23 protein-coding genes and 1 riboswitch are annotated in these 24,199 nt (G+C 37.5%); of the genes, 11 read left to right on the top strand and 12 right to left on the bottom strand.

Annotation, left to right across the window (positions count from 1 at the left end; genetic code table 11):
• Window positions 1–173: 173 nt before the first annotated feature.
• The 3 genes from MHB55_RS20955 to MHB55_RS20965 form a co-directional block, all read right to left on the bottom strand.
• Window positions 174–1,691, bottom strand: a complete 1,518-nt coding sequence (locus tag MHB55_RS20955) for an acetyl-CoA hydrolase/transferase family protein (protein WP_151111986.1) — start codon at window positions 1,689–1,691, stop codon at window positions 174–176.
• A 227-nt stretch (window positions 1,692–1,918) separates the two neighbouring features.
• Window positions 1,919–2,563: a LytTR family DNA-binding domain-containing protein gene (locus tag MHB55_RS20960; protein ID WP_144540100.1), complete on the bottom strand. Its 645-nt coding sequence runs from the start codon at window positions 2,561–2,563 to the stop codon at window positions 1,919–1,921.
• A gap of 25 nt (window positions 2,564–2,588) precedes the next feature.
• Entirely contained in the window at window positions 2,589–3,542 is a 954-nt protein-coding gene (locus tag MHB55_RS20965; RefSeq protein ID WP_144540102.1) for a TRM11 family SAM-dependent methyltransferase, read from the bottom strand.
• Between the two features lie 157 nt (window positions 3,543–3,699).
• On the opposite strand from MHB55_RS20965, the gene MHB55_RS20970 reads away from it, so the two are divergent.
• The gene (locus MHB55_RS20970) at window positions 3,700–5,358 is read left to right on the top strand and encodes an FAD-binding dehydrogenase (protein WP_144540104.1); all 1,659 of its coding nucleotides are present in this window, start codon (window positions 3,700–3,702) and stop codon (window positions 5,356–5,358) included.
• 104 nt (window positions 5,359–5,462) lie between these two features.
• Here MHB55_RS20970 and MHB55_RS20975 read toward each other — a convergent pair whose 3' ends face one another.
• Entirely contained in the window at window positions 5,463–6,272 is an 810-nt protein-coding gene (locus MHB55_RS20975) for a serine hydrolase (RefSeq protein ID WP_144540106.1), read from the bottom strand.
• Between the two features lie 94 nt (window positions 6,273–6,366).
• On the opposite strand from MHB55_RS20975, the gene MHB55_RS20980 reads away from it, so the two are divergent.
• A complete protein-coding gene (locus tag MHB55_RS20980; RefSeq protein WP_340863922.1) occupies window positions 6,367–7,263 on the top strand; it encodes an AraC family transcriptional regulator in 897 nt (298 codons plus the stop codon).
• Window positions 7,264–7,471: 208 nt separating this feature from the next.
• Here MHB55_RS20980 and MHB55_RS20985 read toward each other — a convergent pair whose 3' ends face one another.
• On the bottom strand, window positions 7,472–8,704 hold the full coding sequence (locus tag MHB55_RS20985) for an MFS transporter (RefSeq protein WP_186318230.1): 1,233 nt from the start codon (window positions 8,702–8,704) through the stop codon (window positions 7,472–7,474).
• A gap of 102 nt (window positions 8,705–8,806) precedes the next feature.
• Window positions 8,807–8,995, top strand: a riboswitch (cobalamin riboswitch).
• Between the two features lie 228 nt (window positions 8,996–9,223).
• On the opposite strand from MHB55_RS20985, the gene MHB55_RS20990 reads away from it, so the two are divergent.
• Entirely contained in the window at window positions 9,224–9,442 is a 219-nt protein-coding gene (locus MHB55_RS20990; protein WP_144540112.1) for a hypothetical protein, read from the top strand.
• Window positions 9,443–9,787: 345 nt separating this feature from the next.
• On the opposite strand, the gene MHB55_RS20995 is transcribed toward MHB55_RS20990, so the two are convergent.
• A complete protein-coding gene (locus tag MHB55_RS20995) occupies window positions 9,788–9,964 on the bottom strand; it encodes a hypothetical protein (protein ID WP_169361273.1) in 177 nt (58 codons plus the stop codon).
• 334 nt (window positions 9,965–10,298) lie between these two features.
• On the opposite strand from MHB55_RS20995, the gene MHB55_RS21000 reads away from it, so the two are divergent.
• From MHB55_RS21000 to MHB55_RS21020, 5 genes are all read left to right on the top strand, one after another.
• Window positions 10,299–11,216 (top strand): metal ABC transporter solute-binding protein, Zn/Mn family, encoded by a 918-nt coding sequence (locus tag MHB55_RS21000; RefSeq protein WP_151111977.1) that lies wholly within the window; start codon window positions 10,299–10,301, stop codon window positions 11,214–11,216.
• An 11-nt stretch (window positions 11,217–11,227) separates the two neighbouring features.
• Window positions 11,228–11,977 (top strand): metal ABC transporter ATP-binding protein, encoded by a 750-nt coding sequence (locus tag MHB55_RS21005; RefSeq protein WP_144540116.1) that lies wholly within the window; start codon window positions 11,228–11,230, stop codon window positions 11,975–11,977.
• A gap of 15 nt (window positions 11,978–11,992) precedes the next feature.
• Window positions 11,993–12,886, top strand: a complete 894-nt coding sequence (locus tag MHB55_RS21010; RefSeq protein ID WP_340863923.1) for a metal ABC transporter permease — start codon at window positions 11,993–11,995, stop codon at window positions 12,884–12,886.
• Window positions 12,879–13,766 carry a metal ABC transporter permease gene (locus tag MHB55_RS21015; RefSeq protein WP_340863924.1) on the top strand — a complete coding sequence of 296 codons (888 nt, stop codon included), beginning with the start codon at window positions 12,879–12,881 and terminating at the stop codon, window positions 13,764–13,766. Before MHB55_RS21010 ends, MHB55_RS21015 begins: the two co-directional genes overlap by 8 nt.
• A 71-nt stretch (window positions 13,767–13,837) precedes the next feature.
• Window positions 13,838–15,763, top strand: coding sequence for a translation factor GTPase family protein (locus MHB55_RS21020; RefSeq protein WP_340863925.1), 1,926 nt, complete (start codon window positions 13,838–13,840; stop codon window positions 15,761–15,763).
• A 101-nt stretch (window positions 15,764–15,864) separates the two neighbouring features.
• Here the strand turns inward: MHB55_RS21020 and MHB55_RS21025 are convergent, their stop codons facing one another.
• The 3 genes from MHB55_RS21025 to MHB55_RS21035 are packed head-to-tail and all read right to left on the bottom strand — an operon-like array spanning window position 15,865 to window position 18,779.
• Window positions 15,865–16,473: an SAM-dependent methyltransferase gene (locus MHB55_RS21025; protein ID WP_340863926.1), complete on the bottom strand. Its 609-nt coding sequence runs from the start codon at window positions 16,471–16,473 to the stop codon at window positions 15,865–15,867.
• Window positions 16,474–16,493: 20 nt separating this feature from the next.
• Entirely contained in the window at window positions 16,494–17,555 is a 1,062-nt protein-coding gene (locus MHB55_RS21030) for a CapA family protein (RefSeq protein WP_340863927.1), read from the bottom strand.
• Between the two features lie 24 nt (window positions 17,556–17,579).
• A complete protein-coding gene (locus MHB55_RS21035; protein WP_340863928.1) occupies window positions 17,580–18,779 on the bottom strand; it encodes an MFS transporter in 1,200 nt (399 codons plus the stop codon).
• Between the two features lie 480 nt (window positions 18,780–19,259).
• Between MHB55_RS21035 and tatC the strand changes: the two genes are divergently transcribed.
• Together tatC and tatA are read left to right on the top strand one after the other, a co-directional pair.
• Window positions 19,260–20,024 carry a twin-arginine translocase subunit TatC gene (tatC, locus tag MHB55_RS21040; protein WP_144540129.1) on the top strand — a complete coding sequence of 255 codons (765 nt, stop codon included), beginning with the start codon at window positions 19,260–19,262 and terminating at the stop codon, window positions 20,022–20,024.
• A gap of 102 nt (window positions 20,025–20,126) precedes the next feature.
• On the top strand, window positions 20,127–20,330 hold the full coding sequence (tatA, locus tag MHB55_RS21045) for a twin-arginine translocase TatA/TatE family subunit (RefSeq protein WP_144540131.1): 204 nt from the start codon (window positions 20,127–20,129) through the stop codon (window positions 20,328–20,330).
• A 55-nt stretch (window positions 20,331–20,385) separates the two neighbouring features.
• Here the strand turns inward: tatA and MHB55_RS21050 are convergent, their stop codons facing one another.
• Both MHB55_RS21050 and MHB55_RS21055 read right to left on the bottom strand, forming a co-directional pair.
• Window positions 20,386–21,384: an EAL domain-containing protein gene (locus MHB55_RS21050; RefSeq protein WP_313955912.1), complete on the bottom strand. Its 999-nt coding sequence runs from the start codon at window positions 21,382–21,384 to the stop codon at window positions 20,386–20,388.
• Window positions 21,385–21,592: 208 nt separating this feature from the next.
• Window positions 21,593–22,759, bottom strand: a complete 1,167-nt coding sequence (locus tag MHB55_RS21055) for a TraB/GumN family protein (protein WP_144540133.1) — start codon at window positions 22,757–22,759, stop codon at window positions 21,593–21,595.
• 326 nt (window positions 22,760–23,085) lie between these two features.
• Between MHB55_RS21055 and MHB55_RS21060 the strand changes: the two genes are divergently transcribed.
• Window positions 23,086–23,424, top strand: coding sequence for a heme oxygenase (locus MHB55_RS21060; RefSeq protein WP_144540135.1), 339 nt, complete (start codon window positions 23,086–23,088; stop codon window positions 23,422–23,424).
• 53 nt (window positions 23,425–23,477) lie between these two features.
• Here the strand turns inward: MHB55_RS21060 and MHB55_RS21065 are convergent, their stop codons facing one another.
• A complete protein-coding gene (locus tag MHB55_RS21065) occupies window positions 23,478–24,191 on the bottom strand; it encodes a GNAT family N-acetyltransferase (RefSeq protein ID WP_144540137.1) in 714 nt (237 codons plus the stop codon).
• Window positions 24,192–24,199 lie beyond the last annotated feature (8 nt).

Consider the following 24,199-nt stretch of genomic DNA (forward strand, 5'->3'; position numbering starts at 1 on the left):
GCGCATGCGACGGTGATGGCTTATCGATCACCCCGCGGAACGCGTCCGGCGAAAGCGGAAATCAGCAATCTATCATTCATGCTTTTCATGTATGTTTATGGGATGGATACAAATAACCACTCATTGTCTTTAAATTTAAAACCCGTATCCAACAATAGGATACGGGTTCTCTCTTATGCTAATGATTCTTCTTTGTCTAACATAGTTCCTGTTTCTGCAAACTTTGTATGGAAAGAGAATGCCTTCTCCAATACATGTGGAGTTTGTCCGCCTCTAGAAAGCGCCTCCACAAAATAACTACTTAGCTGATCTCTGTACATCGGATGCACACAATTATTAATGATTAATGACGCTCGCTCACGAGGTGCTAAACCACGTAGGTCTGCATAGCCTTGTTCTGTCACTACTACATCTACATCATGCTCCGTGTGATCCACATGTGAAACAAATGGAACGATACTAGAGACATTACCGCCTTTAGCAATAGACTTTGTTACAAAAATAGCTACCTTGGCGTTTCGTGCAAAATCTCCAGAACCACCAATACCATTCATCATTTTTGTTCCGCAAACGTGAGTGGAGTTAACATTTCCATATATATCAAACTCTAATGCTGTATTAATCGAGATTAGACCAAGACGACGAATTACTTCAGGATGATTCGTGATCTCCTGTGGTCTTAGTACTAGCTTGTCACGATACTGATCGAAGTTGCCAAATACCTGTTCCATCTTTTCATCTGATAGAGTAATCGAGCACCCAGAAGCAAAATCTACCTTACCCGCATCTATCAAATCAAAAACAGAGTCTTGTAATACTTCTGAGTATACTTCAAGGTTCTTAAACTCCGAATCAATCATTCCATGTAACACCGCATTTGCTACCGAGCCTATACCTGCTTGAATAGGCGCTAGCTTTTCTGTTAATCTTCCAGCTTTTACTTCCTCACGAAGGAAAGCTAGTAAATGGTCTGCCATTTCCTTTGTTTCCTCATCAGGAGGAACAATTGTAGACGGAGAGTCCGTATACTTAGTAAAAACTATCCCCTTAACCTTAGAAGCATCAAAAGGAATACCGATTGTTCCAATACGTTCATCTACAGAGCTTACAGGAATTGGCTTTCTATTCTCTCCTTGTGGTGCCGGTTCGTAAACATCATGTAAGCCTTCAAATTCTTCTAGTTGTGCTACGTTTATTTCAATAACAATATTATTTGCATGGGTAACGAAGGTCGCAGAATTACCTACTGAAGTAGTTGGTATAATCATCCCATCCTCAGTAATTGAAACCGCTTCCACAATAGCGAAGTCGACTGTCGGTAAAACTCCATTACGAATTAATTCGGATGTATGAGACAAGTGCTGATCAACAAATAGATGATCACCTGCATTAATGTGCTTTCTCATAGTTGCATCCGCCTGGAATGGTAAACGTTTGTTGATGATTCCTGCTTCTGATAGAAGCTTATCTATATCAGAACCTACAGAGGCCCCCGTAAAAATATTCACTTTAAATGTTTCTTTTTTCGCTCTCTCTACTAATGCTAATGGAACCGCCTTAGCATCACCCGCACGTGTAAATCCACTTAAACCCAATGTCATTCCATCTTGGATCCAGGAAGCAGCTTCTTCTGCGCTTACTATTAAGTCGTGTAGTTTTGAATTTTTTACACGATTAAGATTTTTTAACATACAGACACATCCCCCTCGTTCGTTGCCTTGTCTAATTATTTTATCGTGTATCGTCACAAATTTGATAAAAACAGTCGAAGACACTTTTAAAGCGGATAAAACAGAAAAAACAATGACTAAAACAGAGAAAATTTTTTAAAAAATTCATATTTGACCGTCTCAGAAAAAGGAACAAATAAAAAAAGCTTGAATAAAAAGAGATTATCCCCTTATCCGAGCTTTGTAATTTAAAATCCCAATAATTTCCTAAAATAGCTAGAGTATGATTGACTGACAGATACCTTCTCTCCCGTATGCATAGCTAATACAAAGGTTGAATGAGTATCTGGGTATATTTCTTTAATCTGATGAACATTGACGATAAAAGAGCGGTGGCAGCGAATAAAGGACTCTCTTGGCAGTCTGTATTCAAAGTCCTGTAAAGAACCTGCATGGGTGCCAGTAAAATCTTTCGTCACGATATGTGTCTTTCGATCTCTTGCTTCCAAATAGATAACATCTGAAAAAGGGACAGGCATCCAACCATCTAGCGTTTTGATGGTGATAACGGATTTCCCATCAGTTAAAGCAGGATAGATGGCTAATACAGTTCCCTCCACCTCACCATTATGCTGCAAGGGTACAGCCATTCCATGATAAGGAACGCCAAACATTTCTCGGTTGATAAACTCAGAGACCTTTTGGTTACTATGCAACGCTTTATACGCTAGTGTTCCTTCTTTTATAGGGTCACCTGGTTTTATCTTTAAGTCTATGCGTGTGCTTGGTCTATAGTATATGTATTTTTCTTTATCCGAGACGGCTATCGATATCTCATCAGAAAATAATTGACCAACTACATCTAAAAGTCCACCTAGAGAGAGCTCTTGCATCCTTTCCTCCCCTTTCTAATACTTTTCACTCACAAACTAAAATTTCTCGCTCAAACTGTTGTTTTGTTGTAGTACAACGATCCTTTATATGAAGTCCAATTGATTTTAATCGATCGTCCATAGATTCAATCGTCACAATCACTACCCGCTTAGCAATTCTTTTCGCGTGCGTTAATATGGTCAATTGTTCTTCCCATGAAGCATGAGTATATAGATTATATGGTAAATCGATGATTGCAACGTCATAGGTTTCCTCAATATCTTGAATCGCACTCTTTTTCACATCGCCTGTTAATCCAAAGTATTCTAGATTTTCTCTTGAGCCTATACAAACTAGCGGGTTAATATCTCTTCCTACAATATCAATTCCCATAGACCGAGCCTCTACCAGCACCGTTCCAATACCACAGCAAGGATCGATTGCTCGAATACTAGCTGGATGAGGAACAGCAATATTAGCTACAGCTCTCGCTACTCTCGTACTAAGTGCAGTAGAATATTCTCTCGGTTTTTTTATATGATTAAACCAGATGGGCTCACTTTTTTTATATGTCCCAAAATACCAGCGCTTTTCATAGGGAACAACAGCAAACAGTTGATCTGGATTATGAAGATCAAAATCCCCCATCATTTCAGAGCCAATAGCTCGTTCAATTTGAAGACGCTCATTGTTTTGAATCTTATCGTCTCCTTGCCTATCATTTATCTTGAGAAAGACCACCTTGTTTGTCTCCCCCTCTTTACCAAATAGATGGGCAGTAGTAATAATTTCTTCTATAGTATCTCCCTCTGCTAATATGTCGATTCTTCCCTTCATAAAAGGGCTTCGACTAGGATCTATCCTTATATCACTTCTCAGTATTTTCTTTTCTGTATCATATCCAAAAAAAGAGCGCATCTCTAGATGACAAAGAGAGCGTTCTGCATCGTTGTATGCAAATGTATAAATAAATGACGGATACTCGTTTGAATTTTTCAACGTATTACCTCCAATAATATTTCCATTATAACATGGGTCACTTTTCAAAGTCTGTTATCATAACCCGATAGTTAATTAGCATAAAAAGGAAGTATAATAGTATTAGGTTAATTATTTTCAGAACTATTTGTATATTTTTTAAAAAGGGGATAGGAGAATGAATTTTGATGTAATTGTGGTTGGAGCAGGATTAGCTGGGCTGGTTGCCACGACCGAACTAACCGATGCTGGGAAGCGGGTTTTGCTATTAGACCAAGAACCAGAAAGCTCTCTAGGCGGACAAGCCTGGTGGTCATTTGGAGGGCTCTTTCTTGTAGACTCACCTGAGCAAAGAAGAATGGGCATTAAGGATTCCTATGAGCTTGCTTGGCAGGACTGGTTAGGAACGGCAGGGTTTGATGGCGATAATGAGGAAGAATACTGGGCAAAAAAATGGGCAGAGGCTTATGTACGTTTTGCCTATGAAGAAAAAAGAGCCTGGTTGCATGAAAAAGGGGTTCGATTCTTTCCGGTAGTCGGATGGGCAGAGCGAGGAGGATATTTAGCAGATGGGCATGGCAATTCAGTTCCTCGGTTCCATATTGTTTGGGGCACTGGTCCCGGCATCATCTCTCCTTTTGAAAAACGTGTGCGAGAAGCAATTTCAGAGGGGTTAGTTACTTATAAGCCACGTCATCGAGTAGATAGTCTACTTACTAATAATAATGGAGTGACTGGTGTAGGCGGATCTATTTTAGTGGCAAGTAACGTAGAAAGAGGACAAGCCAGTTCAAGAGAAGTGATTGATCAGTTTGAGTTCTTTTCTAAAGCCGTGGTAGTTACAAGTGGAGGTATTGGAGCTAACCATGACCTGGTTCGTCAAAATTGGCCAAATCGCCTTGGACCCCCTCCTCTTAACATGATTTCAGGTGTTCCAGAGTATGTAGACGGCCGAATGATGGAAATTGCAGAAAAAGCCGGTGGTCGTTTGGTCAATAAGGATCGAATGTGGCACTACACTGAAGGTATTAAGAATTGGGATCCAATATGGAAGGAACATGGAATCCGTATCCTGCCTGGTCCCTCATCCATTTGGTTGGATGCAGAGGGCAATCGCTTTCCCGCGCCAAACTTCCCTGGCTTCGATACATTAGGTACATTAAAGGCCATTCAAGATACTGGATATGATTACTCTTGGTTTATCCTCACAGAAAAAATAATTGAAAAAGAATTTGCATTATCTGGCTCAGAGCAAAATCCTGACCTTACTAAAAAAAGCATCAAACAAGTGCTAAAACGTATTTTACCTGGCCCAACTGCTCCAGTTAAAGCTTTCATGGATAAGGGAGAAGACTTTGTCGTCGCTTCAAATTTAAAAGAACTTGTCGAAGGAATGAATAAAATTACCGGCAATAGCTTGTTAAATTACGAAAGTATAGAAAAGCAGATTATAGCTCGTGACCGGGAGATGGATAATAAGTTTACAAAGGATCTTCAAATCACTGCCTTAAGAGGATCTCGTCATTACATTGGAGACAGGCTTATTCGTGTAGCAGCTCCTCATAAAATATTGGACAGTAAAAATGGTCCCTTGATTGCTGTTCGTTTGAATATTCTAACCCGTAAAACATTAGGTGGGCTCCAAACAGATTTAGGCGGTCGTGTCCTAAATTCAGAAGGATATCCTGTTCCTGGCCTCTATGCCGCTGGTGAGGTCACAGGCTTTGGTGGCGGAGGAATGCATGGATATCGTTCTTTGGAGGGAACCTTTTTAGGAGGCTGTCTTTTCACAGGAAGAGAAACAGGGAGAGCTTTAGCCAAAGAACTATCCGAATGAACATATAAAAAACTTTGACCATCAATCAGTCAAAGTTTTTTCCTTTTATACAGTTTCTTTTTCTTTTAAGAATATTAATATACACACGAAGGAATAGTTATTCTCTATTCTCCTTTACACAAGTACTGATATATTTCATAGCCTATTTGAGAAAGAATCCTTTTGGCGAGAACGTCATCCTCCTTCTCCGAAAGCACGGTTGCAACTAATTTTCTATCTCCTACAAAAAATATTCCCACATCATGTCGAGTACCCGGTATCCAACCTCCTTTATTTGCGAATTCCCAAGCAGGCATCCCATTATCAAAGTTAGAGTATGGAGAAGGAAGCTTCTCTGGTAAACAATCTCTCATCTGTTGTTTTTTCATGATTTCTATCATCTGCTTGCTTGCTTGTTCACTAACAATCTCTCCTTGAGCTATTTTAGTCAGCAAGATACCAACATCTTTTGCAGCAATACGATTTGTGCCATGTGGATTTGGCTTACTCAACATAAGCTTGTTATAAAATGTACTATGTTCCATACCAGCTTCTTTCATCGTCTGTTTAATATTTTCTACTCCAACTAAATCTATTAAAAGATTCGTTGCTGTATTGTCGCTTTGAATAATCATCAGAAGTATGATATCTGATAGTGGTAGTGAAGTACCTGGAGTTAAATGCTGAAGAACTCCAGAGCCCCCCACATACTCATCCTTATCCAGTATTATCAAATCAGATAATGATAGTTCAAGACGTTCCACCGCTCGAAAAACTGCAACCATTATTGGTACCTTAATCACACTCGCTGCGTAAAACAGCTCTTGTTCATTGTATTCCCACTTATCTCCTGTATTTAAATCCTCTAATACAATTCCCCAAGTTCCCTTGGAAGGTTTAATCAACTTTTGAACCTTACTTATAAGCTCCTCCATTATCCATCCCCCTCTAGTCAATCTCTTTCTTTTATTATAGACTATTATATATTATATTTTTTGAAAATTTAAATTTTATGGAGAGTATTTTACAATGACGCAACTATTACAAAAGGTAATTGACTATATAGATGATCATATTAAGGAAGATATAAGTACTGATACCCTATCAAAGCTTATCGGTTATTCTCCCTTTCATTTTTCTCGTATTTTTCATCAAACTATTGGTTATACACCGATGGATTATGTACAAAAAAGGAAGCTACAATATGCTTTGGTAGATTTGATAATGGGGAAAAGAATTATTGATATAGCATTTGAGTATGGATTTGAAACACATGCCGGCTTTACTAAATCATTTAAGCGCTGCTTCGGTAGTCCCCCAAGCCTATATAAGATGCATTGTCCCATTTCGTTACCCCAAAGGCTTTGCTTAGAAAGTCTTCTACAAAAGAAAACAGGGGGAATAGTTCTTCAGCCTAAGATTCTTTCTATGTCTCCTTTTACAGTCGCAGGAAAAACTTTTGAAACACGCTTAAGGAATATAGCCTATACAAGAGATGCTCCTGCCTTTTGGGATCAAAGAATATCTTCCGAAGAATCTATTGAGACCACTCTATATAATCTCCTGTCCCCTAAAAAGCATGGTGAATACTGCTTTAATCTTAGTGGACCTGAGCTAGAAGATCATTTCACATATTTATTTGCGGTAAATTTTGACGAGGGAACAACGATCCCAGAGGGAATTCTTAAGTTTCATGTCAAAGCTTCTACATATGCGGTATTTAAAACACCTATGGTTCCAAAAGAGCAATTTGTTTCCTCTATCAAAGGAACTTGGCAATATATTTTAGAGGACTGGCTACCAGACTCTCATTATGAAGTAGATGAAGATAGCTATGATTTTGAATACTATGATGAACACTGCCATGATTGGGAGTACGACAAAATCTACATGGAGATATACCTTCCGGTTAAGGAGAAACAATAAATATAGAACAAGTTTATTTTCCGATTTAGGAGGTTGCTTTTAGCCGGAGAAAATCCAGCTCAAACAAGCATATGTAGAATTTCTTTCTATTTGCTAAATAGAACTGGTTATCAATACTCCATCAGGTTTCCTCCATACAAAAAAGACCATGAACATAGTATTGTGTTCATGGTAGCTAAAATTTCTATACCTGCTGGTCTTTATATTGTTATTCCCGACCCTTAGCTTTCTTCAAAAGTATGTGATATAAAAACAGGACTGGACTTAAAATTACGGCACTAACAATGATGGCAGTCCTAATGGCAAAGGTTGTGGCAATATATCCAATAACAGGCCCACCACTTATTTGTCCAATGGCATCCACTTGACCTTTGACTGAGAAAAACGTTGCTCGAGTCGAGGAATCTGGAATGATTTTATTTAACCAAATATCCTCCAATGGGTACATTACTTTTCGACTCACTTGAATTAAGACATAGCAAATAAACAAGCCAATGAAATACTTCGAAACTGCAAAGCCGATTAATGCTACCACTATACTGAAGCTACCAATAAAAAGACCGATATATATCGTTCGCAGATCCTGATAAATTGTACTTTTATTTAGAAAGTGAAGTATTGCAAATGACACGAGTACTATCACCAGCTGAATACCACCAGTCAATAACACTAGCTGTTCATTTGGCAAACTGGTTATTCTAGCCATCTCCAGTAGATGGGTAAGCCACAAACGATCAAAGCCCTCGCTATAAAAACCTATAAACAGAGCAATTAGAAATAGCATTCGCAGGATAAAGCTTGCTTTTGAATAATGAATGATTTTCCCTAAACTCTCTTTCATTGTCTCCAATGTATTAATTCTTTCAGTTATTTTTATTGGTTTAAAATGATTCTCTTTCATAAAAATTATAAGAAAAATAGCCAAGCCTATCATACATACGCCTCCCATAATAATAGGAAGATTAATCATGTAGTAACCGGTTAAAATACTTAACGGAATGGCAATTAATTGACCCAAATTTCCAGCCTTAGCTCCCCTCATATATGCTAAAGAGGCCTTCTCTTCTCCTATTTCATCTGCAATCCAAGCTTGCTGTGATCCGCTTGTAAAGGTATAGCCTATCCCCCATGCCACCTGGGCCAATAAAACCGTTATAAAATAAGGAAACAAACCCTCCAATAAAAAACCCGTCCCTATCAAAAAATAACCAATAATAATGGACAGCTTCCGGCTTTTTAAGTCAGATATGACGCCTGTTGGAATTTCAAAAAGAAATACGGTTAGCTCTAACACAGTTCCCACTAAAACAAGCTGCAACGGATCCAGCTTAACAACGCTTACTTGGTACAACAGATTGACTGTAAATATATAAGTAAAAAATAATTGCGATAGAAAGCAAATATGAATATACAGCCGATACGAATCTTTCATTCTAATCATTTCCCTCACCTCTCTATTGATTATAAAAAGGGAAACCATCGGCCGCTTATCCAAATTTGCTATAATGAATACCTTTCTTTATGTTATAGTGAAAGAACAATTAAATAATGTGTAGATTTAGGTGTTCTTTTGTTAGCAAGAGAACTTAAAAGGGAAGTTCGGTGAAAGACCGACGCTGTCCCGCAACTGTAAATGGGAGCGATTCTTTATAAACCACTGTAAGGTTACTACGGGAAGGAAAGAAGAGCGATGAACATGAGCCAGGAGACCTGCCTATTTCAAGTACACACCACAAGCCTACGCGGATAGGGGGTGTTAAGTGCAGCTATGTACAAGCAATAGCTTGAAAATACTGTCGTACGAAAAACATAATAAAATCACTGGAGCTATTGGGCTCCTGTTTTCAGCGTGGATTTTATTGAGTTTCCAAGCGTACTGACCATTAAATCATACTAACTAGCATCTTCTTTTTTATAAAAGAGGATGCTTTTTTATGTTAAAGGCGAAAGGATTTTGAAAATGAGAAAAGAGAATTTTATTGAACAATATAAACAAGTATTAATGACAAATTATGTTGCAAGTACATCAATATCTCTACAGTCTATCTATGATGAAATGAAAAAAGAAATTGAACTTAGTTCAACCTGGAGTATGAACGAAAAAAATATTTTTCTTCAAAATCTCATTGATGCCCATCATCAGATTAAAAATGAAATTTCAGGGAAATTGGAGGAATAAGTAAGGCGCATTCGCACGCTTCCAAAATGGTTTTGCCAATATTAACTTTGAAAAAAAGAATATATCTAAATTCTAGCTCCATGAACCCAGTGTTCAATTTATTTGGTTCGTCCAACAATCATCATTCATTGTATCTATTTATCAAACCAAAAGGCTCTCTTCTAGGAGTGGCAGGCGGAGACTACAGTGGAGGATCGCAAGCCACGGGTACCGCTCGCCGCGCCGAACGCATCCGCCTAAAGCTAAATCAAGCATGTCCCGAGTCATTTCAATACAAGTAGGATCTTAATTAAGGATATAAAAAACGAACCAAATGAGATTAATCATGTGGTTCGTTTTTTTGATTTAAAGGTCTTGGTAATCCCTTTGATATTTCCCGCCGTCTTTAACTTCTGAATGGTACAAAGCTTTAAGAGCAAAGCTTTTTTCTAGGTCATGCTCCTTCATTACTTCCTTCAATCTTTTTGCTAAGTCAGGACTAAATTTTACTAGCTCTTCCATTTTAGATTTTGAATATTGCATATCGTTACCTCCCTACTATCATTGTTCATACAGTATAGCACTTGTATAAAATACATACGAAAAAATAAAGGTTTTTCGAGTATCTCCTTTTTGGAATTCTTTCTAAACAAAATGCCCCTCACTTGCGTATTCTGCCCCAGATTTTCTTAACAACATATAGTCACCTTTTTTTCATTTTTACATAAAGTACTTTGACAATTCAAAAAAGAAGTGTTAACCTATTGAACAAATATTTCCTTAAGGAAATTTATTATCATAAAAGAAAATAATATTTTTTTAGTCTAAAAGTTTCCTTAAGGAAATACTTTATAACAAAGGAAAAGGAGTGTGCTAAGTGAAAAAGATCTTATTTTTATTTATTGTGGCTGTTTTATTGGTTGGCTGTGGTAACAATAACGCAGGGGGTTCTGGGGAAGAAAAACCACTTGTCGTTACAACTACAGGGCAAATTGCAGATGCCGTAAGGATAATTGCTGGAGATTCTGTGGAGGTAAAATCCTTAATGGGCCCTGGTGTAGATCCACATCTTTATAAGGCTACTCAAGGCGATTTACAAGTATTAGAGGATGCAGATATTATTTTTTATAATGGTCTAGCTCTTGAGGGGAAAATGAGTGATATTTTTGAAAAAATGAAGAAGGACAAATCTGTAGTGGCTATTGGAGAAGTAGTTCCGAAAGATAGAATCTTAAATGACGAGGCTCATCCAGAATTATTTGATCCACATATTTGGTTCGACATTGAGGTTTGGAAATTGGCTACACACGAAATCACAAAATCACTTACGGAGGAATTTTCCACTGATGGAGATCAGTTTGCAGAAAACGAAAGAAAGTTCTTTGAGGAACTAGATGAGCTAAATGGTTGGACGAAGGAACGCATTAGCGAAATCCCCGAAGAGCAACGGGTTCTTGTTACCGCTCATGACGCCTTTAATTACTTTGGTGAAAGCAATGGGATGGAAGTTCGAGGATTACAAGGTCTTAGTACAGATGCTGAATACGGTCTAAAGGATATACAGAATATCGTTAATTTCTTAGTAGAACAAAATATTAAAGCGGTCTTTATCGAATCCAGTGTGTCAGACAAAGCCATGAATGCTGTAATTGAAGGTGCGAAGGAAAAGGGACACACCATACAAATTGGAGGAGAACTGTACTCGGATGCAATGGGAGCTGAAGGTACAGAAGAAGGAACTTATATCGGAATGTATAAGCATAATGTCAATACGATTGTTGATTCACTAAAATAGGAGGTAGCAAAATGAATGCATTACAGGTAAAGAGCTTATCTGTTGCTTACGAGGAAAAAGTTGTGTTGAGCAACATCAGTCTAACCATTCCGAAGGGACTAATCACAGGGATTATTGGACCAAACGGAGCAGGGAAATCTACATTGATTAAAGCCGTGCTAAATCAGCTTCCAAATAAAACCGGCTCTGTTGCAATATTAGAGCGTCCGCTGAATCCAAAGGATCATATTGTTGGATATGTTCCTCAGCGTAATGCCGTAGATTGGGACTTTCCAACAAATGCATTAGACGTAGTATTAATGGGCCGATATGGACATATCGGCGTGATGAGAAGACCTTCTTTAAGAGACAAACAAATAGCGCTGAATTGCTTAAGAAACGTAGGAATGGAAGCATTTGCAGAACAATCAATAGGGCAGCTTTCCGGAGGGCAACAACAGCGTGTGTTTTTGGCTAGAGCTCTGGCACAGGAAGCGGAGGTTTACTTCATGGATGAACCATTTGTTGGAGTAGACGCTGCAACTGAAAGAACAATCATTTCCATCTTGAAGGAGTTAAAATCACAAGGAAAATCAGTGTTCGTCGTTCATCATGACTTACAGACAGCAGCTGATTATTTTGATTGGATTGTGTTATTAAATAAAACAACTATAGCTTCTGGTCCTACCGAGGTTACCTTTACACCAGATAACCTACAAGAAGCATACGGTGGTAAGCTATTTTTTATGGATCAAGCTAAGTCAGGAAAAAATGACTTATGAAAGAGGTGACTATTAATGTTATCCGGTAATCTTCTTTGGGTTCTCACTGGAGCTATTCTTTTAGGGGTAGCAGCCGGTTTAAACGGTACATTTGCTTTTCTTCAAAAGCAAAGCTTAGTAGGAGATGCAGCCGCTCATGCTGCACTTCCTGGTATTGCCCTTGCTTATTTAATTTTTGAGAAAAAGGATTTGCCTATCCTCATGATAGGCGCTGCTATCACTGCTGCACTTTCTGTATATATGATTCAATGGATTGTGAATCATTCTAAGCTGAAGGCTGATGCCGCTATTGGATTAATATTATCCGTCTTTTTTGGAATAGGCATTGTATTAATAACAATTGTTAACCAAAGTGGCACTGGTAATCAAAGTGGTTTAAATGACTTTATCTTTGGTAAGGCAGCAACGATGGCAAAAAGTGATCTTATTTGGCTATCTGGCAGCGCCGTATTAATAATCCTTATGTGCTTGTTGTTCTTCAAGGAATGGAAGCTTATGATTTTTGATCCCATCTTTGCAAAGGGGATTGGATTACCTGTGGAGCGTTTACGTACGTTGTTGACCGCATTGACTGTTTTGACAATTGTTACCGGTATTCAGGCAGTAGGGGTTATTTTAATGGCAGCCATGCTTATAATACCTGCAGCCGCTGCAAGATTTTGGTCCAGTCACCTTGGGATAATTTTGGTCACGAGTGCCTTTTTTGGGGCTTTATCGGGAGCTCTCGGCACTATGATTAGCTCTCTACGTACTGGCTTGTCCACTGGGCCAATAATCGTTTTAGTAGCCGCAGCTTTGTTTTTAATATCTTACTTTCTCGCTCCAACAAGAGGGTTACTTTCTAAAATACGTAAAAAGCGTTCATTTAAGCGGCAGCGCATAGCCCAAGAGGTGACAAGCAATGAATGAATTTTGGGTTCTTTTAACTGGCTCCCTTGTCGGAATTACTTGTGGCCTAACGGGGGTCTTTCTAATCCTCAGAAAAACTGCCATGATAGCGGATGCCATTAGTCATACAGTGCTGTTTGGAATTGTAGTTGCCTTCATGGTTACACAATCTTTAAATGGCGTTTGGATGCTAATAGGTGCGGCTCTCGCAGGGCTACTGACCACTTTTCTAGTACAGGTGCTTCAATCAGGAGGATTGCAGGAAGACGCGGCTATAGGGGTAGTATTTACTTCACTTTTTGCCTTAGGGGTATTATTAATTACCTTGTTTGCAGGAAACGTTCATTTGGATGTGGAGCATGTACTAATGGGTGAAATAGCATTTGTTCCTTGGGATACTTGGAGTATTTTAGGGTTTGAAATGCCAAAAGCGGTTTGGATGCTATTATTTGTACTATTCCTTAATATTGCTTTTCTAGTTTTATTTTATAAAGAAATTAAACTCTCTACCTTTGATCCTGTGTTCGCTTTATCCATTGGGTTACCTATAATGGGGATGCATTACTCTTACATGACACTTGTCTCCCTTACGACTGTCGCTGCGTTTGATAGCGTGGGGGCAGTATTGGTTGTTGCTATGCTCATCGGACCTGCTGCTACTGCTTATCTAATGAGCAAGAGCGTTCGCGGGATGATTATATGGAGTATGACTTTTGGTATTACAGCAGTTATATCTGGATACTATTTGGCAAAGCTTTGGAACACCTCTATTGCAGGTATGATGGCCGCTATGATTGGCGTTCTATTTATGTTCGTCTTTCTGTTTAAGCCTCATGACGGTTGGGTTTGGAAAGCTGTTAATCGAATGAGGGCAAATGGCTCCAAGGTTCTTTCTAGATAGCACACTCTCACCTTTTGTTTATCCTCCCTTTTGCTATAATACAAGGAAGGACGTAAACAAAAGGTGATATTATGCATAAAACTATAGGAATTCTAGCACACGTCGATGCGGGAAAGACCACTTTTTCAGAACAGCTACTCTTTCATACGAAAACAATTAGACAACGAGGTAGGGTCGACCATAAGGATTCCTTTCTTGATAGTCACTCCATAGAAAAAAACAGAGGTATTACCATTTTTGCTGACCAAGGGGTTTTTTCCTATAATAATTCTACTTATTATATTATCGATACACCGGGTCATGTAGATTTTTCTCCTGAAATGGAGCGAGCTATCCAAGTCATGGACTACGCAATCATCATAATAAGTGCCGTTGATGGAATTGAAGGGCATACAGAAACAGTTTGGCAGCTGCTTCGAAAACATAAAATACCTACCTTCTTCTTTATCAACAAAATTGATTACGATGATACTAATCCTGATGCTGTTTTACAGGAGATTTTTGCTAACTTATCGGAGGATGCTTGTCACATAACTAATAGCTATACTGAAGAATTAATTGAATTTATCGCTGAGCGAGATGAAGTTCTTTTGGAAGCTTACATGGAAAATGGATTTGATGAACTACTTTGGACAAAGAAGTTCAAGCAAATGATTGAGGAATGTATCGTATTCCCTTGTGCGTATGGCTCAGCCTTAAAAGATATTGGGGTGTTGGATTTTTTAGAATCTCTCGACAAGCTTACAGACACACACTACAACATCGACCGAGCTTTTACAGCCCAAGTATATAAGATACGGCATGACGAGAGCGGGAATCGTGTAACCTTTCTAAAGGTCTTAAGTGGAAAGATGAGAGTAAGGGATGAAGTGAAAATTGGAAGTGAGCATGAGAAAATAACACAGCTGCGTCAATATAACGGCAGCAAGTTTAAAACAATTGATGAAGCTAATGCCGGTGAACTAGTTGCTGTAACAGGATTAACTGCTGCTTCTATTGGAGATACAATTGGTGCTAATCAAAGTAAGACCCATTTCGATTTGATACCCACTTTAAAGTCAAAGGTAATGTTTGACGATTCCATCCATGTAAAAGAGGTACTAAGATCCTTTAGGCTACTAGATGCTGAAGACCCCTCCTTACGGGTTTATTGGGATGAGTATTTTCAAGAGATTCATGTGCACGTTATGGGTGTTATCCAGCTCGAGGTACTAGTACAAATTGTGAAGGAGCGCTTCCACTATAATGTAACGTTTGGAGAGCCGAAAATTCTTTATAAGGAAACAATCGAAGCACCCGTGAGAGGCTATGGGCACTTTGAACCCTTAAAACATTACGCCGAGGTTCACCTTCTGATCGAACCTATAGGGAGAGGATCTGGGCTGACTTTCGATAATATTTGTCACGCCAATGATTTGTCTATAGGTAACCAGAATCTTGTGAAGCACCACCTTTTAGAGAAGGATCATCATGGAATACTTACGGGCTCTGCACTGACCGATGTTAAAATCACTTTACTGACCGGAAGAGGTCATAATGAACATACCTCTGGTGGCGATTTTAGAGAAGCAACCTACCGAGCCTTACGACAAGGATTAGAAAAGGCTCAAAATATCCTTCTGGAACCTTTTTATGACTACAAAATCAAAGTGGATATGAATTTAATCGGAAGAGTTTTGTCGGATGTTCAGCAAGCTCACGGGACATTTGAGTCTCCAGAAAATACTGGTGATAAGGTTATTATAAAGGGAAGGGTTCCTGTAGCTACTTTTATGAACTACAGCACTACTTTCGCCTCCTTTACTCACGGAAAAGGAACGCTTAGCCTTTTATTTGGTGGCTATGACCGATGCCATAACCAAGAGGCAGTAATAGAAAGAATTGGGTATAACAAAGAGGCAGATCCGGAATACACCTCCACCTCTATCTTTTGTGCAAAGGGCACCGGATATAAGGTTCCTTGGCAGGAGGCAGAAAAAGCGATGCATTGTCTCTAAGAATTCGATACATCTAAAACTACCAGACATCTTTGAAGAAGCTACCCACAGATTTAATACACAAAAGAGGAAGAATCTTAAAAACAGATTCTTCCTCTTCTTTATATTTCATAGCGATAAATCATAAAACGTTCATTGTGATTTTGTTCGTAAAGCTCTGGTATTCGTATTTCTCTCCAAAGAGTGAAAGCAGTTGCCTCCTCCAAAAACTGAAGATATTCCGGGGTTGGGTAGTAGAGAATAATATCAACTGTTCGCTCCACTTCCTCTAATGACACTAAAATATTATGAACAACCTTTTGAAATATAGGAGTAGAGAAGGGATTAAAAAAATAGAAGCAGTCTTCCTGTGAGTCTATTTTGTATTCCTCGGCCAAGCAGCATTCAAATCTAATGGAAGCTCGAGTTGGCTTAGCTTTTTCCATATACTTCATGAGGTTTTCCATTGACTCCTGATAAAGCTGTCCATTCATCTCTATTCCAGTTACAGAAACGTTATAAAAATAATGGACATAAAAAGGAAATCTACCTTTTCCACAGCCGAAATCTACCATTCTATTAGTAGCCTTCCAATCATACAATTCAAATAATTTTTGTAATGCGCTATATGGGGTTGCCTCATAACGATTATAATGGGAGGACTGATATTGCCATTCTCTCATTCCAGCTGTCTGTATTCTTAATAATCGCTCATAGTCTGACTCGTTCATCCCAACCTCCTTGATTTTTTTTATTCACCAAAAACTTGATGCTGAACCCAATCGTTTTTTTGACTGTTAGCCTCTTCAAGCAAAGACACCTTAAAAGGTTCTCCCTTTGAGACAATCGTCCCTATAAATGAAGGATTTTCAATACGGATCATCACTTTATCCTGAACCACTCTTTTCGTGATTTGTAGCCTAGCAATTCCACCGATATTGGTACTATCAAATTGTTGAGCACTAAAAAAATTACCTAGTGAGTAGAAGACATGGGTATCTCCTTTGCTAGTGGATATTTTTTCATAGGGCTGAACAACATGAGGATGGTGACCAAAAATAATGTCTACCCCCGCATCAGCCAACCATTGCGCCAGCTCTTTTTGAGTTTCATTGTTCTTTAGGGCATACTCTTCTCCCCAATGAATGCTCATTACTACAACATCCACCTTTTCCTCTAAAGCTTGAATGTCTTGTTTCATTTGTTCACGATCAATTATATTTACTAAGTATTCTTTACCCTCAGGGATTCGATGGCCATTTAATCCATAAGTATAATTTAAAAAACCTAATCTTACATCCTTTACCTCAAATATTCTATCGGTTTGTTGGTCTTCTAATGATTTATAGGCTCCCATATAAGGCATCTCGTTTGCTTTCATTGACTCAATAGCAGCTAATAAACCAGCTTCCTTTTGATCTAGCGTATGGTTATTTGCGCAGGATAATAAATCGACTCCAGCGGCTTTGAGATCCCTAACGATATGAGCAGGACTAGAGAAATTAGGGAATCCAGACAAACCGAATGACGTACCTGCTGGTATGGACTCCTGATTTGCTAGCAAGAAGTCTACTCCTTGCATCTCTTTTTCTACCTCCTGAAAGGAAGGTAAGAAGCTAGAATATTCATAGAGGGGACTGTGCAATAAAATATCTCCTACCATACCAATCTCTATCTGACTCTCTTTATACTCTTGCTGAAAATTGGTTACGTGTTTACCTTGAAAGTCTTCTTTAAAGGGATTAGTTATTTGCGCATTGAAAAAAGATAAAACAGTGATAAATACTAATAGAAATGGGAGTAAAATTTTCATGAAGTAGACCTCCTTCTATCATCTTTATCTATTTCGTTGTCGAATATACACATAGAAAAATCCCCCAGCACCTAACAATCGTAAACACGAATTAATTGTCATTGCTGACTCCATTCCAACCATCTCTAATAAAATAATACCCACTTGAGGAGCAACAAACGCAACTAATGCCAATAAAACATTATATGTTGTAATACAATACGTTCTAGACTGTTCCGGTGACTTTTCTAAAAGTAAATTAAATAAAATGAGCACAGTTCCTGAAAGAAAAAAGCCTGACGTTGTTTGAATCATAGTTAAGTAATATAGGTTGGTAGACAGCACGACGAGAAAAGGAGTAGTAGCCATACCTATTGCCGCCCATATAAACATCCGCAAATTGCTATATTTATCTGCCCAGCGTTTCCATAAAGGAAATGTAAAAAACTGCATTAGCATACTACCTACCGAAAACATACTAACCCAGAAAATAGTAGCACCTGCTATTCGCACATTATATATATTAAACAAGCCCCAAGCCATCTGCCAGGCAAAGTTAAAAAACAGTGCCGCTCCTAAAAAAGATACGTAATTGGAGTCTCGAAAAATAGACCAATCCATCGATTTCTTCTTTAGAAGACTCTCTTCTACACGAACAGGTTCTTCCTTATGTTTCATGATAAAATACACTTCTAAAATTCCAAATAACAGGGCTACTAAAAACAAAATTTGATATGCCCCTGTACTAGCAGAAGCCTCCCTCATTACGATACCGATAAATAAAGTAGCTATAAGTCCTACTAATGTCAGTAATCTATTACGGTCACTAAAAAATTGTCCTCTTCGCTCCTCTGCAATCATCCCACTGATGAACGTCTGCCAGCCGATATTGGCAACCGTATTGGGCACGCTGATTAAGGCGATAATAATTAGAAAGGACCACGCCTGCATAGAATGAGACGGTAAATAAATGACTAATACAATAAATATGAAACATAATCGTGCAAGCAAAATGGACCCAGCGACAAGCTTCTTTTGCGTGTAAGCTTTGTTTAAAAGAATAGCTGCTGGTACTGTCATTAGCAAAGCGATTAAAGGTGGAAGGGAACTGATTAAGCCAACCTGATAATTAGTTGCCCCTAAAATAGTAATAGCAAAAATCGGGAAAAAATTATTAGAAAAGTTTAAAGCAATAGTAGAAGCCATACCATGGTAAATACTGACCTTCTCGTTATACGTTCTCATGCTTTCATTCCGCCCATTTCATGTGAGATAGATAGAATTATATACTTCCTTTTCAGGAAAACAAGAGTGTTTATACAAATATTTACCTGGCGATAATAAAATATAAATGAATAATAGATAGAGACTAACCGACTATATAAATTGTTTCTCGAGAATACTTAAGTCAGAGTAATTTAAGTGCGTAAAAGTCATGAGAATAATTTCAACATCATGATTGGAGAATTATTTTAGTATATTTCTTCATAAAAAGTACACAAAAATACAACTTTGAATATTTCATTTTTTTTATTAAACCCTTAGAATATAAGGAGTTATCAGTTTTTCCCTTATATAACAAATATAAAGTTATCTAGTTTACAAATTCATGGGAAAGAGTATAATGGGTAGTTGGTACAGGACAAACATGTAACAAATTGCTTTTTAAGTACTAAATATAAACACTGCTTCCCTTTGTTTAAATAAGATGGGGTGATAAACATAATGGCAATTCCGCAAGAGCCAGAGCTAACGCTTGTAGAACATTTGGCTGAGTTAAGAAAAAGGTTAATTGTAATTGCGGTAACCTTTGTCCTATCTCTTGCCTTAGGATTTTGGATGGCTCCTAAAACATTAAATTTCCTAAAACAACAGCCTACAGCTGCACACGTAGAATGGAACATTTTTGGCTATACCGATGGACTGCTAATTTACGTTAAATGTGCATTAGTTTTAGCCATTTTAGTAACTTTGCCCATAGCTATGCACCAAATATGGCTATTTGTTAAGCCAGGTTTGTTGGATAAAGAAGCAAGAGGTACGATTTACTTTATACCAGTCTCTTTTTTCCTATTTCTGGCCGGTATTAGCTTTAGCTACTTTATTTTATTTCCTTTAATGTTAGACTTCATGTCTAATATTAATGAGTCTATAGGTGCCACAGAAACCTATGGAATGCAGCAATATTTTACATTTATGTTCAATTTAATTATTCCAGTTGGAATAGTTTTTGAGTTACCAGTAATTATTTTATTCCTTACGAAGCTAGGAATTATTACTCCAGATCGACTACGAAAGATGCGAAAAGTTTCGTACTTTGTATTAGTTGTTGTAGGGGTATCTATTACGCCTCCTGACTTTATTTCTGATTTCATCATTATCATACCTTTATTGTTATTGTTTGAAATTAGTATTCTTGTATCAGCTTGGTCTTATAAGCGTCGGTTAGCCAAAGAAGCTCTTTTAGAAAAAGAACTTGAGGAAAACTAATGTGAATAAGCTTTACTAGCATGCTACAATAGCATTGCACACATAACTAACACTCATGTCACTTGAATAGATAGACAATTATATCCATTAGGAGGAAATCACATGCCAAATATCGGCGTACCAGGTTTAATAATCATTCTAATCATTGCATTAATCGTATTCGGTCCATCTAAATTACCTCAATTAGGTAAAGCAGTAGGACAAACACTTAAAGAATTCAAAAACTCTACAAAGGACATTGTGGACGATGTAGCAGAAGAATTTAAATTAGAAGACAAAGATACAAGTGCTAAAAAGAAAGCATAATAAAAAAACCGAGCATATTATTGCTCGGTTTTTTTTATAGCTTTGGTTACTTAAACTATTTAGAATCTTCCAGAGGATGTGGGAGAGGTTTCCCAAAATAGTATCCTTGAAATAATTGATATCCTTTCTTTTTTAACCATTCCCAATCTTCTTTTTCTTCTATCCCCTCTGCCAATGGGATGGAATAGATTTCTTTAGCTTTATGTAGAAATTGTAAAGCAACTTTTTGTTTCTCTATATTGGTAGCTACTCCTTGAACATATTTCATATCTAGCTTCATATAGTGAGGCTTAATCTCTTCTAACATTTGGAGCGTACTATGCCCTTCTCCTACATCATCTAATGCATATTGAAACCCTCTAGCTTTATAAAAGGCCATAATCTTTTTTAAATGATTGATATCCTCTACTTTTTCTGTTTCAACAACTTCAAAAACTAAGTTTCCAGGATTAACACCGAGGCTATTTGCTACCGCAGTGGTGGATCTTAGACAATGCTCAGGAGAGTATATAGAAGTAGGTATAAAATTTATAAATGCTTTTGTATTATCTAGTTTTGCTGCGTACTTTACTGCTGTCATTCTACATATCCGATCTAAAGCATATAAACGCCCTCTCTCTTTAGCAGCGCCAAAAACTTCTCCAGGATATAGGATATTCCCTTCCTCATCTAAAAATCGAGAAAGCATCTCATAGGCATAAATATTTTTCTCTGTATCTACAATTGGCTGATAGTAGCAAATTACTTGTTCATTCTTAATCACCTTGTCAATCCACTTAACCTCTAACATTTCCTCAATTTTATGGAAAGGTTTCCAGTCTTGTTTAGGAACTCGAAAGGAAATATGAGAGATATCCATATGGTCTTTACTAAAGTCTATAAAATCCTGCGCATCATCTTCTTTAAGAGTGAAATAACGGCCGTTCTCTTCTAATCTTAATGCCCTCTTTTGGATAAAATCCATTACATCTGGCAACACTTGAAAATTAGTTTCACCTTCGATTTTAAACTCCAATACTAAGTCTCTTACCATACAGCCACTACATTCCACCATTAATCCCTCCGACCTATTGTTTATCCCTAAAAATTAAGCATTTTTTCCTGTTAACTAATATTATAGTAGAACTCATCTGCCAATCATAATCAGAAGTCTTCCACTTTTAAAGATACATAATGTTGAAACATCATAACAAAAAGAAAAATCTATTGCTTAAAAATAGAAAAAGGAGGAGCGAAAATGACCGCTACTCCTTTAGTGATAATTATAGGTTTTTAAAGAACACTCTGATGACATCAGCACCACCGATTATTGTACCAAGTGAACCAAATAGATTAGTTAGAACTAAAACGAGTAATACACGTGTAACTTTATTCTTCCAGAACCCTTTTATCGTAAACACGTCTTCGGACAGTCTCTCAAAGTCGCCAATTGTGGGGCGTTTCATATAAGCTTGGACCAAGCCAGAAAACCAACCGGAGGCTAATATAGGATGCAATGCTGTTATTGGAGCCACTATGAAAGCTGTAACAATTGCTAAAGGATGTCCTAAAGCTACAATTGCCCCAATTGCTGCCATCGTTCCCGTCCAAATAATCCAGCTCCATGCCTGATCCCATCCTGCTGTTGGGTTTGCTATAAATGTATAAGCGATCAATGCAATGATAAGGATAGGAAGCGACCATCCAATTATTTTAGGTAAAATTGATTTAGGTGGGACTGTAGAAAGTCTTTCTAAATCCTGATGTTTGTAAATTTCTTTTGTAATACCAGGAACATGTGCCGCTCCTAATACTGCTACAATTTTTTTACCCGGGGCTTCCTTAATCTTTTGAGCTAAGAACTGGTCTCGTTCATCAATTAAAGGTGTTTTCAGCCTTGGAAATGACTCTGTAAATTCTGCAAGTACTGCATTTAAAGTGTCCTGCGATTTCATCTTCTCTAGCTCTTCTTCGGAAATGGTGTCTTTACTAAAGATGCTATAGAAAACCGATGTAAGAAGCTGAGACTTACCTAACCAACCAAGATTATGCCAGATACGAGAGAATGTTATTTGGATATTACGGTCAGCTAGTACAAGTTCTGCTCCGGTTTCTTTTGCACTTTCAATTCCTTGAATCATTTCTTGGCCTGGTTTAATGTCGAACTGCTTGGCCATACGATTTTGGAAGGAAGAAATAGCTAAGTTCATCAATAATAAAGTCGCTTTCTTCTCTTTTATGATTTTAAAAATATCTGTTTCTTTCCATTTGTTATTATCAGTAATAGATTGATATCTTTGTTCATCTAACTCTATACACACGGAATCAGGATTTTCTTTTTCAATCACTTCTTTAACCTGCTCAGCGCTCAACCTAGAGACATGAGCAGTACCAATTAAAATAATTTCCTTGCCATCAACCTCTAAACGAGTTATATTTGCTTCCGACATAAACTACTTCCTTCGTGTAAATGTATTTCTTTTACATAATCGTCTGTTTATTGATTATGAAAAGTCTTGTATCTATAATAATGAAGCACTTGAGCATAAAATTCAATTTGTTTATGTGAAAAAGCTAGAAGATCTAATCATATTCTTACTAGGACGTATCTAGTTCTCCTCCTTTTAGTAGAATTCATGCTAGCTCGTCTACTTTACCCCTTAAGCTTCCTCATTAAAAGATCTGCCGATGAATATCTGTTTAGATACTATGAAAAGATATATCGTATAGGAAATGTTATAATTACACTCAAATAAGTAAAAAAGGAGAATGTCTAATGATTATCGTAACAAATCGTATTAAAACAAAACCAGGATTTGCTGAAAGAATGGCTCCAAATTTTACAAAGCCAAGTCCACTTCAAGAAATGGAAGGCTTCATCAAAGTAGAGGTTACTATTACACAAGGTACAACTGAATATGATGAAATGAATGTAAATATGTATTGGGAAAATGAAGAAGGTTTCCAAGCTTGGAGAAATAGTGATATCTTCAAGGAAGCCCATAAACGTCCAGAACCTGGTTCTGCTGAGGCTTCTAAAGAATCTCCGCTATTAGGAAGTGAATTAATAATTTCTAAAGTGGCTTCTACTGTAGAAGCTATTTCCACTAAATAAGTAATATTAAAAGGAGCGAGTGATTTAACATCACATGCTCCTTTTTGCTTAACCTAGTTTAATTTATCTATCCGATAAATTCCTTTTTTATCTCTTAATATGCAACCATTTGCTTGGAAAATTCTTATCATATATTCATTGTTTTCGTCTGTACTTCCTACATAATAAGTGGCGTTCATTTTTTTTAATAATTCTAGAGAATACAGATGAAATACTTTTCCGAAACCTTTGCCTCTCTGTTCTGGTACTACTCCAAAGTAAAATAGCCTGCCTTCTTCGACCGTTCCGTCTTCTATATGCGGAATACTGATACCCATGGGTTCTTCACCTTTAAAGAAAATATGACAATAATGACGCCAATTAGATCCTAGCTCATTCACAAAGGCTTCCATTATCTGTTCAATGGAAAATAAATTATTTTTGTTTGCAGATCCACTTCTGCATTTATCGTATAATAGGGCAAATTCCTCGTCTACAAGCGAACTTCTTGAAAGAGTTAACACATGAAAAGCATCATCTAGAGTAAAATTTTCATCTAGTAGACGTGTATATTCCACAATAGAGGAAACCTTATAAAAGCCTTCATTCATTAGCTGTTGTTCGTATTCTTCATCCATTAGAAGGGAAAGGTAATTCACCTGTTCGTCCTTCCAATCTTTTAAAAGACTTTTCAATTTTGACCAGTATTCATCTTTAGACATATCCATCTTTATTTGGTCAGCTAACCAATATTCCTGGTCTTTTTTAATAACACTAAAAGCAACCATTTATATTC

The organism is Psychrobacillus sp. FSL K6-1267 (genome assembly GCF_038003265.1).
Taxonomy (GTDB): Bacteria; Bacillota; Bacilli; order Bacillales_A; family Planococcaceae; genus Psychrobacillus; species Psychrobacillus faecigallinarum.

Excerpts from the sequence above, each read along its gene's own strand:
- MHB55_RS20955 (WP_151111986.1), bottom strand. The coding sequence starts at position 1,691 with ATGTTAAAAAATCTTAATCGTGTAAAAAATTCAAAACTACACGACTTA.
- MHB55_RS20960 (WP_144540100.1), bottom strand. The coding sequence starts at position 2,563 with ATGCAAGAGCTCTCTCTAGGTGGACTTTTAGATGTAGTTGGTCAATTA.
- MHB55_RS20970 (WP_144540104.1), top strand. The coding sequence starts at position 3,700 with ATGAATTTTGATGTAATTGTGGTTGGAGCAGGATTAGCTGGGCTGGTT.
- MHB55_RS20975 (WP_144540106.1), bottom strand. The coding sequence starts at position 6,272 with ATGGAGGAGCTTATAAGTAAGGTTCAAAAGTTGATTAAACCTTCCAAG.
- MHB55_RS20980 (WP_340863922.1), top strand. The coding sequence starts at position 6,367 with ATGACGCAACTATTACAAAAGGTAATTGACTATATAGATGATCATATT.
- MHB55_RS20985 (WP_186318230.1), bottom strand. The coding sequence starts at position 8,704 with ATGATTAGAATGAAAGATTCGTATCGGCTGTATATTCATATTTGCTTT.
- MHB55_RS20990 (WP_144540112.1), top strand. The coding sequence starts at position 9,224 with ATGAGAAAAGAGAATTTTATTGAACAATATAAACAAGTATTAATGACA.
- MHB55_RS20995 (WP_169361273.1), bottom strand. The coding sequence starts at position 9,964 with ATGCAATATTCAAAATCTAAAATGGAAGAGCTAGTAAAATTTAGTCCT.
- MHB55_RS21005 (WP_144540116.1), top strand. The coding sequence starts at position 11,228 with ATGAATGCATTACAGGTAAAGAGCTTATCTGTTGCTTACGAGGAAAAA.
- MHB55_RS21010 (WP_340863923.1), top strand. The coding sequence starts at position 11,993 with ATGTTATCCGGTAATCTTCTTTGGGTTCTCACTGGAGCTATTCTTTTA.
- MHB55_RS21015 (WP_340863924.1), top strand. The coding sequence starts at position 12,879 with ATGAATGAATTTTGGGTTCTTTTAACTGGCTCCCTTGTCGGAATTACT.
- MHB55_RS21020 (WP_340863925.1), top strand. The coding sequence starts at position 13,838 with ATGCATAAAACTATAGGAATTCTAGCACACGTCGATGCGGGAAAGACC.
- MHB55_RS21025 (WP_340863926.1), bottom strand. The coding sequence starts at position 16,473 with ATGAACGAGTCAGACTATGAGCGATTATTAAGAATACAGACAGCTGGA.
- MHB55_RS21030 (WP_340863927.1), bottom strand. The coding sequence starts at position 17,555 with ATGAAAATTTTACTCCCATTTCTATTAGTATTTATCACTGTTTTATCT.
- MHB55_RS21035 (WP_340863928.1), bottom strand. The coding sequence starts at position 18,779 with ATGAGAACGTATAACGAGAAGGTCAGTATTTACCATGGTATGGCTTCT.
- tatC (WP_144540129.1), top strand. The coding sequence starts at position 19,260 with ATGGCAATTCCGCAAGAGCCAGAGCTAACGCTTGTAGAACATTTGGCT.
- tatA (WP_144540131.1), top strand. The coding sequence starts at position 20,127 with ATGCCAAATATCGGCGTACCAGGTTTAATAATCATTCTAATCATTGCA.
- MHB55_RS21050 (WP_313955912.1), bottom strand. The coding sequence starts at position 21,384 with ATGGTGGAATGTAGTGGCTGTATGGTAAGAGACTTAGTATTGGAGTTT.
- MHB55_RS21055 (WP_144540133.1), bottom strand. The coding sequence starts at position 22,759 with ATGTCGGAAGCAAATATAACTCGTTTAGAGGTTGATGGCAAGGAAATT.
- MHB55_RS21060 (WP_144540135.1), top strand. The coding sequence starts at position 23,086 with ATGATTATCGTAACAAATCGTATTAAAACAAAACCAGGATTTGCTGAA.
- MHB55_RS21065 (WP_144540137.1), bottom strand. The coding sequence starts at position 24,191 with ATGGTTGCTTTTAGTGTTATTAAAAAAGACCAGGAATATTGGTTAGCT.